An 18267-nucleotide genomic window follows, 5' to 3' on the forward strand; every position below is an offset into this window, starting at 1 on the left:
ATCAAAGTCATATTTTTAGTTGTCCGTAATCGCAAGCGATCAAACAGGTCGTGAAAGCCAACGCAAGCATCAGCGGTTGATATGTTGAAGTTGAAGGCGTACTGCCGCTACGCGACGAGTAACGCCTTATAATTCCAGGTTAAAACTGATAATTCACCGACAAATTCACGACCCGACCGCGCAGGTTGTACAGGCTGGTGTCGAAATAGTCACCGCCGGCGGCGACGTCAAACGGTGGATCGCGATCCAGCAGATTGTTGACGGACAAGGTCAGTACCGTATCGGCAAAACCCAGGTAATTCAGCTGGCTATTCCACTGGGTGTAACTGGCAACCTGCAGTTTTAACCCTGGATTACTGCTGGCAGTGGCCACTTTTTGGCTATAACCGCTGGTGAAATCGGCACTCAGATTTGCTTGCCAATCGCCGTGCTGCCAGTTCACGCTGCTATTGCCGCGCCAATCCGGCAAAGCGCCAAACTGATTATTGCCGGCGCCATCAATTTCCGGCTGACCGGCGACCAGTGCCTGTTTGTAATCCAAAAGCCGCGACCAGACGGTTTTAAACTTCAGCTGATGGCCACCCGCCAACTGCAGTTGGTAATTGGCGTCGATATCAAAACCCGAGGTGGTGCGAGTGCCCTGATTTTTATATTGATTGGTGATGAGCTGCAACCGGCCCTGGGCGTCACGGCGGATACGGTCGGCAAACTGACTTTCGTTACTGATAATGTACTGGGCATTGTCCGGGCCAATGATTTGATCCTGTTCAATGCGGAATACATCCACCCCAACACTGGCGTGCTGTTGAAACGACCAAATGACACCGGCATTGAGGTTGTTCGACCGCTCCGCCTGCAGCTCGTTATTGCCACTGCGGATACTGGTGAAACCACGGCGGGAACCGGGTTCCAGCGGATCTTTCGGGTCAATCACAGTGCCATAACTGATGGTGTTGCTATCAGCAATTTCCGGCAAAGCCGGCGCCCGGAAACCTCGTGACCAGGAACCGCGCAGCAACCAATCGTCACTCAGCACATAATGCAGCCCCAACTTGGGCGAAACCGCACTGCCGGAATCATCATAGTGATCGGCGCGACCGGCAACACTGGCGGTTAGATCGGTATAGAGCGGCACACTGAATTCAGCAAAACCGGCCAGTAATTCCCGCTCACCCTTCACCAGATTAATTGCCGGGCGTAATTCGGTGCCGGACAACACTTCCGGTGAAGTACTGGCGTCCATTTTTTCGCGGCGTAAATCCAGGCCGCTGGCAAAACCAAGCGGACCATACGGCAGTTCCAGCAAAATCGTGCTGGCGGTCAGGTTCAGCGACGACAATTCATAACGACCCGGGCGACGGGTTTGCAAGCGCAGTTTGTCCAGCACTTCGGCCGAATTTTGCCGGCCATCAAAGCGATAACTGCCGTTGGCCAGTACTTTTTCAAACTCGTAACGATTGACGAAGTTATCTACATATTCGCGCTGTAAGCTCGAAGATTGCAGCGCATTGATGTTGATGTCCCAGTCTTCGCCCTGATATTTCAGGCCGGCTAAGAAGCGGTTAAAAATCTGGTTATTTGATTTCAGCCGTGGCCCTAAATCGAACAAGGTGTATTCGAATGGCAGCGCTTTATTGCTGCTATTGTCTGGATGGCCGACCGGCAACACTGTCGCGATATCGACCAGACTACCGGTGGCTTGCTGATAAGCCCGCAGGCCCGGGCCGACAGTCAGCGGCGCACCAAATGTCATCGCTGAGTCGTTGTAGCTGTACAGCACTTCTGCCGTTGCTTGCCATTGGTTGTTCAGCTGCCAAGTGCCGTTGATGGAGGCCTGACGACGGGTGACTTCAGGTTGCAAGCTGTTAAATGGCTGGGTGTTAAAAGCACAGACCGAGCCTGTTTGGCCACTGCTGAAATCACTACGTGGCCGAAGTATCGAACCTTGTGGGCAGTTTGCCACCGGCACTGGTTGCGCCGGGTTAGCTAAAAAGGCGCCGCCGGCGGTGCTCCAGCCCGCTAACCGGCCACCCGGTAAATGGCGGAAATCACCCGATTTTAATAGGTCGCGCTGATCAGCGGTTAAGTGCTCGCGGGTGAACAAATCCAGACTCAGGCTTAGGTTATAACCATCGCTATCGACATCACCAATACCGGTCACCAAGCCAGCCGAATATTGCGCCAGTCCGCCGGCAGTGGCGTTACCGGCCACCGCACTGAGACTGGTTTGCTGATAATCTTTTTTCAGAATAATGTTGACCACCCCGGCAATGGCGTCTGAACCATACACCGCCGAAGCGCCGTCTTTTAATACTTCCACCCGCTCGACTGAACTTAATGGCAAAGCATTCAGATCAACAAAGTTGTCCTGGGTATTCAGCGCAAAACCATAACTGGAAACCCGCTGGCCGTTTACCAGCACCAGGGTGTTTTTCGGGCTTAAGCCGCGTAAACCAATCGAAGCCGAACCGGCAGAGAAACTACCGGTGTATTGCTCGTCAAAGCTGTTGCCCGAGTTAATGGTCAGGTCACGCAGTACATCGGTCAGTGTCACTTTGCCGCTCTGGCGAATTTCGTCGCCGGTTAACAGCAATAACGGCGTGGCGTTTTCCTGATCCACGCGTTTGATATGCGAGCCGGTAATGGCAATTCGCTCGGGCAGAACTTCAGCGCTGCTGATGTCTTCAGCAAAAACAGGGTGTAGCAATACCGGGCCGCTGAGTGCAAATGCGACAGCAGAAAACTTAAACTTCATGATCAACCTCAAAAAAATCAACGTACTGCAGGCGAAAAAGCCATGCAGCCATCACAGGAAAAACCTGTTCAATAAAAAATTACGTGGGGGGTGTCAGCTTATCGCGCTGACTAATAACGCAGGATCAGCAGCAACAACGCATGCCGGCGACCGCTGACTGGCGGTAGCGACACATTCGTGGCTGAAAACAATCGGCCGTCAGTCGGTTGCTGACGTGTTGGAATAGGCGTTGAAATGGTGCCTTGGTAAAAATATTCATATACGGAATCCTATAATAACTGCAGCAGGCTTCCGGAGGTCCGGTGAGCATTAATACCCGTCATCCTTGAAGATGCGGGGTTGTTGGCCGCCTTCACTCACCCCAGTCACATAGGACTACTATGCTCCTGGGGATTCGCTCAGTTGCCGCCTACCCGCATTTTCAATGATTTTGGGTATTAGGTCTGGTGGCGCTAACACAGTGTGATGTTGTTGTGTAAAATAACATCCATTTAGCCGTCCAGACGTCGGTGGCATTCTACTGAGAATTCCTAATAAACCAAAGTGAATTTTGATTGGTTTGTTATTCGATTTAGTTATATGTATTTGCTGAATTGGCTAAATTAAACAGCCATCATCAGAACTTAATGAGTCTGTTTGGGCTGCATGGCAATGCCAACGCAGTAAAGATGCGAGGGAAGTTTAAGGCGCGATATCCAGTAAGGTATTGTTGCGGTAAGGGCTGCACCGGATGATTCCTTGGCGGTGCAGCTCAGTGTTATATCTTGTTAATGTATCGCAACGGCGGCGTTTTTCTGCAGAAATTGCCGGATTTGCTGATTTAGCCAGTCCGGCGCATCCGCCATAATGAAATGCTTCGAATCCGCAGCAAAGGCAAAGTTGTGATACTGCGTTGGGGCATTTGCCAACTGCGTTTGGTAATTGCTTTGCACCTGCGCTGGTGTGGCGTAAGGAGCTCCATTTTGCAGCGCGCCTAAAGTCAGCACCGGCACTTTGATGTTGGTTAGTTGCGGCCGTAAGTCAGCCCGCATGAGTTCACCCATCACCCGGCCGCTGGTCATGCCGTCAGAGCGCGCCATATCGGTGACGATACGTTGTTGCCAGGCTTGGTTATTGGTCATGCCTTTGGCCATCAGCATCGGATCAAAACCGCCCGTTGGTTGTTGCGGTGTTTTGTTATCCTTGGCCGTAGTGCTTTTTGTGTTAGCGCTTGCGGTATCAGTACTTGCTGTGGCAGCGCTGTTTTGTGCAAAGAGTGCACCTAAGGCCGGTAAGCCATCGACATTGATCGCGGAGCCAATTTTATCTGATGCGCTCGATGCCAGTGCCAGCGCCAGATACCCACCCAGCGAATGGCCAATCACCACCGGTTTTTCCAGCTGTTGTTCGCTGATATAACGCAGAATCGCCTGCTGCTGCACTTGCAGATAACCTGCTGTCCACTGTTCAGCTGGCAGCGGCGCGGTACCGGCAAAACCTGCCAGCGTTAGAATATGCAGTTGATAGTCATTTTTCAGCGCTTCGACTGTTGTTTGCCAGACATCGCCAGACGAGGCTAAACCCGGAATTAAAATCACCGCCGGGCCTTTGCCAACAACCTTCACCGCAAAACAGGCGCAGGTTTGTTGTTGCTCTGCTGTTTGTTGCACCGCGGTGGATTCAGCTACGGAAGTTTGCGCCATGACCGGTAAGCTCAGCAGAGTGCCGGTGAAGCCTAAAGCCAGTGTTAGTGTGCGTACGGTGGTTTTGAACTGTTGCATTTGGGTATTCCTTATTGGTTGTTGCAATAAGGTCAGAGTACGTGGCAGGGCTTGATGGCACAGGTAACGGTTGTCACCTTTGGCTGATGACATTAGTCATATTCGAGCAGGGATGTGGTTGATGTTTAATACAGCGCCTCCGGCGTACTGCCGCTCACGCGGTGAGTAGCGCCCTACGCAAACAGGTGATTTTATTTTAAAAAGTAGGGCGGACTCACCGGAGGTCGTCCGCCGTTAAGCCATAAGACACTAAACCAAAACAGCGGCCATGTTTAAAGCCCTGCTTCAATCATACTTTTAATCTTGCTAGCCTTTTCAAAATGGTCCAACTGATGGGTTTTGATCCACCATGTTGCTGCTTCCATCAGTAGTTCCGGGTTGTCGTTTTTATTGGCAAAAAACGCATAGAACGACAGGCCCACTGACTCGCCTTTGGCCTGGATTTTTTTGTCGCAGACCGCAATTATTTTTTCACGCAGGGTATGTCGCATTGGGTATATCCACATTGTTCGAATCAAGTTATTTTACTGGCGTCAATTGCTCCGCCAGGCTGCGGGTCTTTTCCGTTTGTTTATCACCGGTATGCAAAGTGCTTTTACGTTCAATCAGCATGATATGACATTCCTCCGCGGCGATCGGGTTGTGCCGCACGCCCTTGGGCACCACAAAACTATCACCTTGTTGCAGCACCACAGTGCGCTTCTCCATTTCGATGGTCAGCGAACCTTTGAGGATATAAAACAGTTCATCCTCAAATTCATGATGATGCCAAACCAGTGTGCCCAGCACTTTGGCGACCTTGACATAAGAATCATCAAGTTCAGCTACAACTTTTGGCGACCAGTATTCAGTTAAACTTGCAGCGATAATCGCTGGTGAGACTACGTCGTTCATGGGAAATTTTTCCTGTAGCTGTTTGCGGCCGGATTTATTGCACAGTTGTAGCATTCGCCGTGCCCTTTTAGCCAGTGTGATGGTGTGACGTTGCATTTAACGGGACTGTCGTCTGTTGAGACTCTTTCAATTAAATAAACAAAAAAGTATATTTAATTGCGTTGCCCTTTTATACTCAGCAAAAATGCCACCCTACATAAAGAGTTGCACATGTCGAATTCTACAGTTGAAACTGAGTTAGCTCCTACTGAAATGGTTAATGCTTCTTACCCGGAGCCTGCTGCGCAGCTATCCCACGAGCAGCAGCCCGAACACATCCAACTATCAACGCAACCTCAATACCAACACCCGCAGTTAGTACTCCTCACTATCTGCCTCATCGCGTTATTTTCGGTGGCGGGATTGGCGTTGCCTTACCCTATTCTGGCGCCGATTTTTGCGTCGTCTGAGCTGACGTCTTTTAATCATTGGTTGGGGCTGGATCCGACCTTGTTGTTTGGCATTGCTTTGGCGGCGAGTCCGCTGGGAATTTTAATTGGTAGTGCGGTGCTGGGGGCGATGTCGGATATTTATGGCCGGCGGCCGGTGTTGTTGGGGTCGTTGCTGCTGGCACTGGTCGGTTATGCGTTATCGGCGCTGGCGATTGCAGCGGAGCAATATTTGTGGTTTGTGCTGGCGCGTTTTCTGACCGGTATTTGTGAAGGAGCCATCAGCATAGCGCGCGCGATTGCGGCCGATTTACATCCGCAAATTCAGCGCAATAAAGCCATCGCCTGGGTCAATAGTGCCTTGCATGGTGGTTGGTTGGTCGGGCCGTTAATCGGTGGTTTTACCGTGGTGTATGGCACCGATGTACCCTTCTGGGTGGCGGCTGCGGCAATGTTACCCTGTCTGGTGTTGGTGTATTTTTTACTGCCAGCTACCCAATTACAGCCAAACCGGCTATCGCTGTGGCAAAACCTGGCGGCCAATAATTCACTGCAATTGCTGCGTGAGCCGCTGCTGAAATGGGTGGTGCTGATCCAATTGAGTTACACCATCGGGCTCAATGCGTTTTACGAGTTTTACCCCTTATGGCTGGTCGAGGCTGAGCAATTTAACAGCACTGACATTGGTCTGATCACGGCGGCGTTATGCCTGCTGATGGTGACTGTTAGCGCCGGGCCAATGTCGTTCTGGAGTCACAAAGTTTCGGCGTTACAAGGCAGTTTGTTGGCGATAGCACTACTGGGATTTCTGGTGTTGCTACTACCACAACTGAGCCAATGGCCAGCCTGGGCGGTATTGGTGCTGTGCGGTGTGCCGATTGGCATGATGAGTACCTGGTTTAATGTTTATTGTGCCAACAAATATGCGGCTTTGGGTCAGGGGCGGCTGATGGGTTTGCTGACGCTGCTGATGTGCGCCGGCAATATCATCATTGCGCTTGGCGGTAGTGTGATTGCATTATGGGGTTCGGGCTGGACTTTGATCGTCGGCGCTTTGTGGATCTGGCTGGCCGGTTGGTTTATCTGGCAAGAGCGGCGCCGTGATCTTCATAGCTCAGGCAAAAACACCGAAGGGGTTCCCTGTGGCCAATAACGAAAAAATTCTGCAACTGCTGAAAACCAAAGGCCAGCAAACCAGCCAGCAACTGGCGGACTTGTTGCAACTGACCATGATGGGGGCGCGCAAACATTTGCTGAATTTAGCCGAACAAGGGCTGGTGGTGGCGGGCACTGACCACCCGGAAGCTGCAACAGGCAGCAGTCGCGGTCGGCCACAACAATATTGGCGTTTAACCAAAGCCGGTCATCAATATTTCCCCGATCGTCATGCTGACGTCAGTCTGCAGTTAATTGACGGGGTGCGGCAGTTGTTTGGCGCCACAGGATTGGAGCAGTTAATAGTGCAGCGGGAGCAACAGCAGCAGTTGCACTATCTGCAGAAATTAAGTAATTTCGGCGATCTGGCAGCGAAAGTGCAGCAGTTGGCGGAAATTCGCCGGCAAGAAGGGTATTTGGCCGAAGCCTATTTACTTGAGAACAGCTTACTGGACGGTAGTTGGGTATTGGTGGAGCATCATTGCCCAATCTGTGCAGCTGCTACCTTGTGTCAGAATTTCTGCCGCTCCGAGCTCACTTTGTTTCGTGCCTGTGTCGAAGGGTTAGCGACAGTGGAGCGGACTGAACATTTGCTCAGCGACGGTAGCCGTTGTGCATATCTGTTTTCGCCCATCCAAGCCGATTGATGGCATGGGTCGTTGTTTATTTTTTGCAAACCGGAGTGTTATTGATGGCGAAATATTCTTTGTTTAGACAAGCCCCTGGCCAGCCGGTCACCATTACTTTACCGGATTGGGTGGAAGCTTTAGTACAGTGGGATCAGCCTTATCCCGACGATAACGCCAAAATGGCACTGGCGATTGAGCTGTCGAAACAGAACGTGTTACGCGGCACCGGCGGACCTTTCGGCACGGCGATTTTTGACCGCACCACTAACCTGTTGTTGGGTGTTGGGGTCAATCGGGTGGTGCCATTAAGCAATTCCACCTTGCATGGCGAAACCGTCGCCATTATGCAGGCCGAGCAGGCGCTGGGCCATTTTAGTCTGGCCTCAGGCAGCGGTCGTGAATTGTTTACCTCGTGCGAGCCATGCGCCATGTGCCTTGGTGCAGTGCTGTGGAGTGGCGTCAACCGGCTGGTTTGTGCCGGTGTGGCAGCTGATGCGCGGGCTATTGGTTTTGACGAAGGCCCGGTGTTTGCTGAGTCTTACCAGTATCTGCAGAATGCCGGCATTGAAGTGGTGCGCGGTTTTATGCAACCTGAAGCCAAAGCGGTGTTGGATTATTACGCCAGTTCTGGTGGCAGGATCTATAACGGTAGTGACACCCCAGCTTAACGTTGCTGCATCATCACGGTTTCGCTGTTCCCGAATTTGCTTTATCATGCGCGCCGCCTGAGTGGGGATGAGCCCCGGCAGGCGGTCAATTGATGAGCAAAGGAAAGGAAAACCTCATGAAATTTAAATTCGCTGTAATCGCATCTTTGGTATTGGCAAGCACTGCAGTGCAGGCTGACTGGTTAAAAGCCGCCACCGATTCAGTCAAAGGCAGTGTCACCGACAGCGTGAAACAAACTGCTGATGGCGCCAAAGAAGCCGCTTATGACAGCGCCGTGAATTCAGCTTTAGGTCTGGTCGCCGGTAAAACCGACAAGGCTTATGTCACGAAAAAACTGGGCCAGGCCAGCCAAACCCTGACCGAAGAAGGCGCCGAAGTATGGAGCTATGATCTGTCAAAGCTGCAACAAACTTATCCAATGTTGACTGAAGCCTTAAAACAATATCCACAAGTGCCGGAAGCGATCAAATTAAGCTTCAAGGGCGACACGGTCAGCAAGATCAAAATGGTAAAACCAGCCGCTTAATGGTTTGTTAATTGTGGGGTCAGAGTCAATTGTTAACAGAACTCTGTTAACAATTGACTCTGACCCCCTGATTATTTTCCCCTACACATTTCACCTGCTTTTGACATACCTTGCCTTATGCTAGTGTCTGACCAGACTTCATGCACAAGGACAAATCACGTTTTGCATATTCTGCTGATTGAAGATCAAACTGCGCTGGCGGCCAATGTGATGGACTACCTGACGGCACAAGGCCATGCGCTGGATTATGCCGACAACGGCATTCGTGGCCTGCAATTGGCGCTGACACACAATTATGATCTGCTTATTCTCGATTTATCCCTTCCTGGCCTGGATGGTTTGCAGCTGTGCCAGCAGCTGCGTGAGCGCGCCAGCCGTTATATTCCGGTGCTGATGCTGACTGCGCGCGATAGCCTGGATGACAAACTGCTCGGTTTTGGCTGTGGTGCCGACGACTACCTGACCAAACCCTTTGCACTGGCTGAACTGGCGGTGCGGGTGCAGGCATTGTCGCGGCGGCATTTGTTGGCGACCGATCATGTGCTAGCCATCGGCGAGCTGACATTCGACCGTCAGCGCCAGTTGGTTAGTCGTGCCGGGCAACTGCTGGAATTACATCCTATCGGCATGAAAATTTTGCAGTTATTGGCCGAAGCTTATCCAGCGGTGCTCAGCCGCTCTGAACTCACCAGTAAATTATGGGGCGACAATCCACCTGATTCCGACGCGCTGCGGGCGCATATTTACCTGCTGCGCCAACAACTGGATAAACCTTTTGTTTTTAACATGTTACAAACAGTGCATGGTGTCGGTTTTAAATTGATGACCGGAGAAAACGATGGCTGAGCCAACTCCAATACCAGCTGCGAATATCACTCTGATCAGCACAAAATCCAGTTCAGCCATCAGTCTGTCGCAGCGGATTGTGCGCGCTTTTGTGCTGTTGGCCTTGTGCTGTGCTTTGTTGTTTAGCCTGGTCAATCTGGTGTTTGTCTACACTGTCGAAGACCAGTTTTTTTACCATCAGCTTAAACAAGAGCAACAGCGCCAACTGCAACATTCCACGACAGTGACGCCGGTGTCACCGCTGATGCAGCTTTACTTCAAACCTACTGATTTTCCAAAGGATATAGTCGAAAAATTTCAGCAAAATACCAGAGCCCGCGAAATTCCCGGCGATGCGGGCAGGCATTATCATTTGCTGACATTTGACCACCCGGCACACCCGCAGCCGGTGTGGCTGGTGATGGAGGTCAGCCAGCAATTGGTGGTGCGGCCGATTCGCACCGAAATGTTGTTGTTTTACGGCTTTACCACATTGTTGATGTTGGCAGGCGCAGCGGTTATTGGGCTGTGGCTGAGTCGGCGCGCTACCCGGCCGTTACTGGAGCTAGTCCAGCTGGTGCAACAATCCCAGCACACGCTATCACAGCATTCGCAATCCCAGCACAGGCAATCGCTGCCGCAGGGTTTTTCGGCGCAGTTTCGCGACAACGAAATTGGTTTGCTAGCCCGCACCTTAGAGCAAGCTTTTGCCAGATTGCAGCAGTTTGTCGATCGTGAACGTGCCTTTAGTCGGGATGCCAGTCATGAGCTACGCACACCGCTAAGCCTGATCCAAAGCAGCGCGGAGTTGCTGTTGCTGCAGCCCGATTTGCCGACGGCCGCACAGCAAAAACTGCAGCAAATTACCGCCGCTTGCCTACAAATGACTCAGCTAATCAATACCTTGCTGACGTTGTCACGCGAACAATCGTTACCGGATAACATCGATCCTGCAAAACAGCCATTAGCAGTGCCGCTGCTGCCCCTGTTGGAACAACTGATCATCCAACACAGCGATCTGTTGCAGCATCAGTGCTTAACTCTGGACTTGCAGTTGTCGGAAACAACGAAGCCATTAGCGGTACATAAAGTATCGGCTGTGTTGCTGCAAATGATTCTGGCGAATTTACTACAAAATGCCTGCAGCCATAGTTTGCCGGGTGTGGTGTTGATTGCAGCCGATGAGCAAGGATTATTGATCAGCAACCCGGTGGTGGCAGCCGATTTACCGCAGGAACCAGCGGCATTGTTTGCCAAGGGTCGTCATTCCAGCGGTTATGGTGTGGGGCTTGGCATCGTGCAACGGCTTTGTCAGCACAGTGGCATCGGGCTGGCGATTGCAATCAATGATGACAAAACTCGATTGGAAGTGCGTTTAAGCTGGCCGCTTTGACATAAGTTTCACAGGAAGCTGCCTATGCTGTGGTGTGGGCTGGCGCTCAGTCGTGTATTTATGCAGAGACCTGTTGATGAAACTTACCAGATTAAAGACCGTTACTTTTAACCCTTTGTTGCTGTGGTCGTCATTGTTATTGCTGCTCTGGCTTGGGCTGTTGCTGGGATGCGCGTTGCCGCAACCGCCGTTACCTACGCTGAGTAATCAACCGTTACTTATTCACAATGTTCAGCTGGTGAATGTAGTCACCGGCGACATTCAGCCGGGACAATCAGTGTGGATTGAGCAGGGCAAAATTCAGCGAATTGCTGCCACTGCCAACGATTTTGCAGCAGAACCGGCTGCTGGTAAGTGGCATCAAATCAACGGCAACAACCAGTATTTAATCCCCGGTCTGCAGGATATGCACACCCATAGCATGCAACTGGCGCCGCAAGTGCAGCATCCGCTATGGCTGGCGGCTGGCGTGACCTCGGTGCGCGATATGTCGGGTTGCATGGCGGCCAGCGACAGTTTTGTTGCTTGTACGGAAGATAGAAAACGCTGGCAACAGCAATTACAACAAGGTTTACGCAGTAGTCCGCGCTATCCAATCCAAAGCAGTTTTGCGCTGAATGGCGGCGCTGAAGTACCCGCTGGTATGCCGGCTTACCTGAAACTGCAAAGCGCAGCTGATGCCAAAGCATTGGTGGTTCATTATCAACAGCTTGGCGTTGATCAACTGAAACTGTATGAGCTGTTGAGCCTGCAACAGTTTCACTGGTTAAGCGCAGCGGCAAAGCCAGCAGGTATCACCCTGGCCGGTCATCAACCCTGGCTGGTGCCGCTCGCAAATGCGCTTGAAGGTGGCATGAAAAGTCTGGAGCATGGCCGGTTATTTTTGTTTGAATGTGCTGCAGCAATCGGCCCTTATAAAGCGCAGCCAATGCGTGAAGGATTGATCACCAGCGCTGTGTGGCAGCAGATTCTGAATTCGCAGGATGCGCAGCTGTGCCAACAGAAAATGCAGTTGCTGGCGGCATCCGATAGCTGGTGGAGCCCGACTTTATTGACGTTACAGCTCGGTGCTAAAGCAATGTTGCCGGAGTTTCGCGCTGATCCCAGACTAAATACCGTGCCGTGGCTGCTGCAAAAACTATGGCAGGCCGACGCTGATGGTATGGTCGAACGCGGTCGTGTTGTTGATGAGCAAGGTAATGCGCAACATCCACAGCAACAAGCTTTTGCATTGGCGCTGCAGCATGTACAGCAAGCGCATAAACTCGGTGTGAACATCATCGCCGGCACCGATGCGCCCGACTCTTTTGTGTTTACCGGCAGTGGTTTACATGACGAGTTAGCGCTTTATGTGCAAGCGGGTTTAACGCCGTTACAAGCTTTGCAAACCGCAACGCTCAATGCAGCTCGCTACAACGGCACGACCGATCACAGTGGCCAGATAGCGGTAGGTTATGATGCTGATTTAGTGTTATTGGCGGCCAATCCACTGACCGATATTCAGGCGCTGCGCCAGATACAAGGGCTGGTGATTGCCGGCCAATGGTACGATCAAGACAGGTTAAATCAATTACAGCAATTTGCGGAAGAACAAGCCGCTAGTCTGCGGATTAATCTGCAGCTGATATCCGGCGCGCTTCGCAGTGCTATGTTCCGCCAACAATTTGCTGACTAAATTGTTAATGTGGGGTCAGAGTCAATTGTTAACAGAAACCTGTTAACAATTGACTCTGACCCCGTAATTAACAAATTACGGGCTGGTGCGTTGGGTAGCTGCACTGCCATCCGGTAGATACCGCAGCGGATCTTGCGGATAACCATTGCGCCATAATTCAAAATGCAGATGCGGGCCGGTAGCGCGACCAGTTTTGCCGACCAAACCAATTTGCTGGCCAGCCTGCACAAAATCGCCAATCTGTACGTCAATCCGCGATAAATGCGCCGACAAGCTTTGTAGCTTGTCGCCATGTTCAATCAGCACCACTTTGCCAAAAGCATCACTTAAGCTGCCCATGTCGGCGTTCAGCACTACACCGGAACTGGCGGCATACACCGGCGTGCCTTGTGGCGCGGCAAAATCGACGCCGTGATGTTTGCGGTTGCGGCTTTTCACAATGTATTTGGCAAACATTGAACTGACGCGGGAGCCCGGCACCGGATGGACAAATGGCGGTGGTGGTGGCGCGCTGCGAAATTGCGGTTCAGCGCTTACTACAGGTTTTTGGGTGACGGTTGGGGCACTGCTGCAAGCGGCCAACAATAACACTGGCACCAACAACCACCAGTGAGCTGGCACAAAAACGGGGTATTTCATTCGGGTCTCCGGGGATATTTTGTGCTGTGGCACGGTGCTCTCTGTTGAGCATAGTTGCAGCAGTGTCGCTGGTTCCAACGCTGCCTTCAAGAGCTGCGGGCGCGACTGGCGAAAAAGCCATCTCCTTGTCCACATCAATCAGGGCTGATCAGCGGCGGCCTTTGCTATTTCTGGTCAAGGTGCCGCTAGCTATGCGGCATCCGGTGCGGCGAGTAGCGCTGCCACCCGACGATGTTTGGCTCTGGCAAAATGGCCAAACAGCGGCATCAACACACTGAGTGAACCATAGACAAAACCGGCCAGCACCACCCATTTGCCAGGCGCGAGTGCGGCAACCAGAGTCGAAATCAATCCGACAGTCCCCAACAATGCCCAAGCCTGCATTTCTGTACGTAATATGGTTTGTTCCAGCAGATTCAGCGGTAATTCGAAGGTACTGCGTAGTGCATGCCACTGCAGAAAAATCAGACACAGGCACATCAGTGCAAAACCAACGCCATACACCATAAACAGCCCAGACAGTTCGTTGATGCTTTGCAGCTGAATACCGGCCGGTAACACGCCGCCGGAAAACCAATGAAACATACTGGAAAACACCGCTTTTAACGGATAGACGTAGACCAAAATGGTCAGCACCAGCACAAAACTTAGAAAAACAGTGAAGCCATCGTCCAGCCCTGTCCGGCGGCTCCATTGGTGGTGGCCATACCAAAAAGTCCCGAGCAGGGCAAAACTGGCGACAAAAGCCGGAATGTGCTGCAGCGCCAGCACCAACTCGGCATAATTGGCCGGTAATTTGCCTTGACCTATCACCAGTAGGGTAAAAGCAAAGGCAAAAGCAGCATCGGTCAGCGTTTCAATGCGGGTGGTCTGTTGACCGCGCAGACGAAATTTCTGAGTATGATCAATAGGTTGATGGTCTGTCATCCTTAATTCCTTCCGGCCGGTCAGCATCTGTTAAATTCTTGATTATCAAGATAAAGTACAATATTGCAGGAGTAAAGCCATGTCAGGCACTGGTTTTGGTGATGTAAATGCCCGTTTTCGGGTCTATCTGGCTGCGCCGCCAGCGATGGAGGCTTACCAGCAGCTTTCTGGCATGCAGCCGCTGCAAGCCGGTGATATTGACCAGATTTACCGTCATTGTGGCAATGGCTGGCGCAAGATTTTTAACGTCTACGCCAAGTTATTATTCGCGCTGCCACCAACGCATTTTGACTTTGCCCCTTCGGCGTCGAGCTGGCAGCAGTTTCGTGATCTACAACTACTGCAAGCCGGTTCAGGCACGGCACTGTGTTTTAGTGCGCCACAGTTTGATAAAGAGGATGTTTTACACCTTATTGCCGGCCGCACCCTTGCCAAGCATTTGATCACGCAGGGGCTCGAAGCTGATTTACATTGGCTGTCGTCAGAATTTGCGGTCGACCCTACCCGAAAATTATTAGTCACGCCGTTTTTTGACTACCGTCAGCTGAATAATGAAAAAATTTCGGTCAGTGCAAAGCTATTGCAGTTATTGGCGGAGCAGGTGAGCGAAATTGAACGGTTTTTGGTTGGCAGCAGTCCGGTTGGGTCTACCGGTTGATGTTAAAAAATGGCGGGCATACCTCACCCGATGTGCGGTGGATTTACCGAAGATAGTCCACCGCACAATGGCTTTAATAGCGTCGGTTTTTATTCGCTGTTCGCTGTGGTGTTTTCAGTCAGATTAAACTCCATCTCAGCATCATCAATTAAAGGGAAAAAACCTTCTTTGTCAGAGAGTTGTAAATCAACCCACATCCGGACTGTATTAAATTCCGGCGACAAGTTCGTCAGCACACTACTGGCGGTGAAAATGGTTTGTTCTGGTTTGGCGGCAGTCGCAAGGTGTTGTTGCAACTCGCGAAATTTTTGTTTGCCGCTGTCACTCAGCACAAAAACATAACTTTGCACCGGCACCGGCGGGCTGAACCAACCATCATCCATTTGGCCTGCGGTTTTGGAGATCATCCGCACTGCAAATTTCTCGTCGTATTGGCGTTCTGCTGACGAAATGTATAGCTGCAGCTGTGTTCTTTTTGGATCCAGTTCTGCTTGTGTTGGCAGCTGTAACCGGATGCGAATTTCATCGGCTTGCAGCTGGGTCAGGTTTTCAGGGCCAAAACCACTGAGTTTAGCCATCGTCGACAGCGGGATGCTGGCACAACTGCCAAGTAAGCAGCAGAGGAACAGGAGTAGAATGGTTGCAGGCGTGAACATCAAACGGTAGGCAGATTGTGGTTTTTGCATCAATAACATTTGTGTTTCTTCCTTGATTACACATTAATTTATGTCCCGAAAATTAACAGTAAATTTACCCGGCGACAAGGCTTCGCGATGTTAATTCCTAAAATTTCAGTTGGTTTTTTACTTACCCGAAACTTAGTGTCTAGACTTGAACCACACCTCCGGTTGTCTCAATAAGAAGATGACGATGAAATGTATGCATTTCCGCTCTTGGGCGCTTTGTTGGTTGACCTTTTTCTCTTCACTGGCGCTGGCCAGTTCATCCGCCTCGCTGAATAAACTGGAAGCATTGATCAGGCAACAGGAACATCCGGCGGCCTGGCAGCTAGCGCAACAGCTACAGCCCGAACAGGAAGGTGATCCCCGTTTTGATTACCTGTTTGGGCTGGCAGCCAGATCCTCCGGCCATGTTCATCAGGCGGTGTTCGCGCTGGAGCGGGCCTTGTCGTCGCAACCTCAATCTTCGGACATTCGGCTGGCGCTGGCCGTCAGCTATTTTGATCTTGGCAATTTACCCGCTGCCGAACGCGAGCTGAAACAACTGGAAAAGGCCGCTTTGCCGGATCGTGCGGCCATGCTGGTACAAACTTATCTGCAACGAATTGAAAAGCTCAGCAACCCGGAACAAGGTTACTGGCAGAACTGGTTGCAGCTGGGTGCCGGCAGTGACAGTAATCCGAACAGTGGGGTTGACGAGGATTTTTTCTTCATTCCGTTATTGGGGCAGGTGCGTTTATTCGAGCAGAGTCAGGAGCGTGACAGCAGTTTTTATGAAATGCAGGCGCAGCTGAACTTTACCCTGCCGCAGGATCAACATTCGGCCTTTTATCTTTCGGCCGGTGCGCTGCACAGCGAATACAGCGAAGACGTGGTGTTTTCCCGTACTTACGCCAGTGCTGTCGCCGGGTATCAGACCCGCTGGCGTGGTTATCAACTGGCGGGCGAATTGTTTTACCGACCCATCCAGCTGGATGGCAGCAGCTACCTTGATTATCAGGGGCTGAAAACTACCGTGAGTTACCCGATTTGGGAAAAATCTGCGGTGGGTCTCGATCTGACCTACGCCCGCCAATCTTATACTGAGTTGTCGGCTCAGGATAAAAAGCAACTGCTGGCGGAGGGGTGGTTGTCAACGCGGACTGGCCGTGCTGAGCATAAGTTTCAGCTGCGCTGGGGGATGGATGATAGTGATCAGACCCGCACCGATTTTAACAGCCGTGATTATTACGGACTGGGTTATCGCTGGCAGTTGCTGTTGAACGAGCGCTGGACCAGCAGTGTAACGCTGGATTATCTGAGCGGCGCCTATGACGAGCTGCACCCGCTGTTCCGGTTGGTGCGGGATGACAGCTACTACCGCGCTGAGCTGGAACTGAGTTACAGCTTCAGTCCGCAATGGCGCGCCTTGGCGTCAGTCAGCCATCTGCGCAATAACAGTAATATCACCATTTACCAATACCAGCGGACACGTGGCTGGGTAGGAGTCCGTTATGTATTCTAGATCCAGCCCATGCTGCATTATTGCGCTTAGCGTATTGCTGTGGCAGTTGCCGCTGCTGGCTGAAGAAGCAGCGGGTAAAACCATCATGGCCAGAGGCTCAGTGCAAGCCAGTGCTGAACAACAAAGCCGGGCACTTAAACGCCAGTCGCCGGTATTTGGTGTGGATCTGGTCAGTACCGGGCCAGAGAGCAGCAGCCAGCTACGCATGAAGGATGGCGGGCTGTTGTCGATGCATGCCGATTCTGAGCTGGCGATCCGAAATTACCCATCGGGTCAGGGCGGCGCTGCGGATTCGGTGTCGATGGATTTGCTTAAAGGTGGGCTACGCACCATCACCGGTACTTTGCCGCAATCTGCCAAGGACTATCAACTGAACACGCCGGTGGCGACTATTGGTGTGCGCGGCACCCATTATGAAGCCGTGCTGCAGCAAGGTGATCTGTATCTGGCTGGCTGGGATGGCATTATTGATATTCGGGTGACGGTACCTGGCGCTGATCAGAGTTTTTCGCTTGGACCAGAGCAACCATTTCGTTTTGCCATAGTACGGGCAAATGGCGAAGTTGAGTTGCTGCTGCGGGCGCCAACGATTTTTGCTGCCGGACAACCCGGGACCTTAGCGGATCAAACGGAATTTAGCGGCCAGCAACTGACGGCAGCTGTGTCCGATGGCGGCCTGGACCTGTTGGTAAAAAGCCCGGCGCTGGCAAAGGATGCCAGTGGTGTTGATTTTTATGACAACAGCTATCTGACGGCCGGTTGGGGGATGGACACTATCACACGGAGTGGCATCGCCAGTTTTGACCAGCTCAGCCAACACAGTTTCAGCAGTACTGCAGGTTCACTGTCGAATTTGAGTATGTCGATGGAAATAGATTTTGACAGTGCCTGGGTGCCGTCCGGGCAGCTGTCATTTATCGATGCCGGCGGCGAATGGTTTGCGACTTTTAACGGAGTATTTGGCGAACAATCGCTGGAGCTGTTTATCAATTTCGCCAGTCACGGCAATCAGGTGGCAGATGGCAGTATCAGCGGTGTCTTTATCAATGATGCCACAGCGATTCTTGGCAATCTGAGTTTGGCTGAACTGGATCAACCGTCAGTGCGGCTTGATGGTGGTTTTGTGCTGACTGAACAGCCCTGAGGAGTG

General features: G+C 51.7%; 17 protein-coding genes. 10 read left to right on the plus strand and 7 right to left on the minus strand.

The genetic code is table 11. From position 1 onward, the window contains the following. Positions 1–139: 139 nt before the first annotated feature. From A5320_RS20345 to A5320_RS20360, 4 genes are all read right to left on the minus strand, one after another. Positions 140–2755 carry a TonB-dependent receptor gene (locus A5320_RS20345; protein WP_068069600.1) on the minus strand — a complete coding sequence of 872 codons (2616 nt, stop codon included), beginning with the start codon at positions 2753–2755 and terminating at the stop codon, positions 140–142. A 767-nt stretch (positions 2756–3522) separates the two neighbouring features. Then, positions 3523–4515, minus strand: coding sequence for an alpha/beta fold hydrolase (locus tag A5320_RS20350; protein WP_068069602.1), 993 nt, complete (start codon positions 4513–4515; stop codon positions 3523–3525). 272 nt (positions 4516–4787) lie between these two features. After that, positions 4788–5006 carry a DUF6500 family protein gene (locus tag A5320_RS20355; protein ID WP_068069604.1) on the minus strand — a complete coding sequence of 73 codons (219 nt, stop codon included), beginning with the start codon at positions 5004–5006 and terminating at the stop codon, positions 4788–4790. Between the two features lie 28 nt (positions 5007–5034). Next, positions 5035–5409 (minus strand): cupin domain-containing protein, encoded by a 375-nt coding sequence (locus A5320_RS20360; protein WP_068069693.1) that lies wholly within the window; start codon positions 5407–5409, stop codon positions 5035–5037. Positions 5410–5619: 210 nt separating this feature from the next. Between A5320_RS20360 and A5320_RS20365 the strand changes: the two genes are divergently transcribed. From A5320_RS20365 to A5320_RS20395, 7 genes are all read left to right on the plus strand, one after another. Next, the gene (locus A5320_RS20365) at positions 5620–6990 is read left to right on the plus strand and encodes an MFS transporter (RefSeq protein ID WP_082971942.1); all 1371 of its coding nucleotides are present in this window, start codon (positions 5620–5622) and stop codon (positions 6988–6990) included. Beyond that, positions 6980–7639, plus strand: a complete 660-nt coding sequence (locus A5320_RS20370) for a helix-turn-helix transcriptional regulator (RefSeq protein WP_068069605.1) — start codon at positions 6980–6982, stop codon at positions 7637–7639. Before A5320_RS20365 ends, A5320_RS20370 begins: the two co-directional genes overlap by 11 nt. A gap of 44 nt (positions 7640–7683) precedes the next feature. After that, positions 7684–8289: a nucleoside deaminase gene (locus A5320_RS20375; RefSeq protein WP_068069697.1), complete on the plus strand. Its 606-nt coding sequence runs from the start codon at positions 7684–7686 to the stop codon at positions 8287–8289. A 116-nt stretch (positions 8290–8405) separates the two neighbouring features. Next, positions 8406–8816: a hypothetical protein gene (locus tag A5320_RS20380; protein WP_068069607.1), complete on the plus strand. Its 411-nt coding sequence runs from the start codon at positions 8406–8408 to the stop codon at positions 8814–8816. 162 nt (positions 8817–8978) lie between these two features. Continuing rightward, positions 8979–9662, plus strand: a complete 684-nt coding sequence (locus A5320_RS20385; RefSeq protein ID WP_197490228.1) for a response regulator transcription factor — start codon at positions 8979–8981, stop codon at positions 9660–9662. After that, positions 9655–11034 (plus strand): sensor histidine kinase, encoded by a 1380-nt coding sequence (locus A5320_RS20390; RefSeq protein WP_068069611.1) that lies wholly within the window; start codon positions 9655–9657, stop codon positions 11032–11034. The genes A5320_RS20385 and A5320_RS20390 overlap by 8 nt, the downstream gene beginning before the upstream one ends. 76 nt (positions 11035–11110) lie before the next feature. After that, positions 11111–12709, plus strand: coding sequence for an amidohydrolase family protein (locus A5320_RS20395; protein WP_068069612.1), 1599 nt, complete (start codon positions 11111–11113; stop codon positions 12707–12709). 75 nt (positions 12710–12784) lie between these two features. Here the strand turns inward: A5320_RS20395 and A5320_RS20400 are convergent, their stop codons facing one another. Continuing rightward, positions 12785–13348 carry a M23 family metallopeptidase gene (locus A5320_RS20400; RefSeq protein WP_068069614.1) on the minus strand — a complete coding sequence of 188 codons (564 nt, stop codon included), beginning with the start codon at positions 13346–13348 and terminating at the stop codon, positions 12785–12787. A 189-nt stretch (positions 13349–13537) separates the two neighbouring features. Continuing rightward, entirely contained in the window at positions 13538–14275 is a 738-nt protein-coding gene (locus A5320_RS20405; protein ID WP_068069620.1) for a TMEM175 family protein, read from the minus strand. Between the two features lie 79 nt (positions 14276–14354). Here A5320_RS20405 and A5320_RS20410 point away from each other — a divergent pair, with 79 nt between their 5' ends. After that, positions 14355–14933 (plus strand): DUF6942 family protein, encoded by a 579-nt coding sequence (locus A5320_RS20410; RefSeq protein WP_068069622.1) that lies wholly within the window; start codon positions 14355–14357, stop codon positions 14931–14933. 89 nt (positions 14934–15022) lie between these two features. On the opposite strand, the gene A5320_RS20415 is transcribed toward A5320_RS20410, so the two are convergent. Next, positions 15023–15628 (minus strand): hypothetical protein, encoded by a 606-nt coding sequence (locus tag A5320_RS20415; protein WP_068069623.1) that lies wholly within the window; start codon positions 15626–15628, stop codon positions 15023–15025. 175 nt (positions 15629–15803) lie between these two features. Here A5320_RS20415 and A5320_RS20420 point away from each other — a divergent pair, with 175 nt between their 5' ends. Further along, positions 15804–17117: a tetratricopeptide repeat protein gene (locus tag A5320_RS20420; protein ID WP_068069625.1), complete on the plus strand. Its 1314-nt coding sequence runs from the start codon at positions 15804–15806 to the stop codon at positions 17115–17117. Next, entirely contained in the window at positions 17107–18261 is a 1155-nt protein-coding gene (locus A5320_RS20425; protein ID WP_068069628.1) for a FecR family protein, read from the plus strand. Before A5320_RS20420 ends, A5320_RS20425 begins: the two co-directional genes overlap by 11 nt. Positions 18262–18267: the final 6 nt, after the last annotated feature.

The organism is Rheinheimera sp. SA_1, assembly GCF_001669775.1.
Taxonomy (GTDB): Bacteria; Pseudomonadota; Gammaproteobacteria; order Enterobacterales; family Alteromonadaceae; genus Pararheinheimera.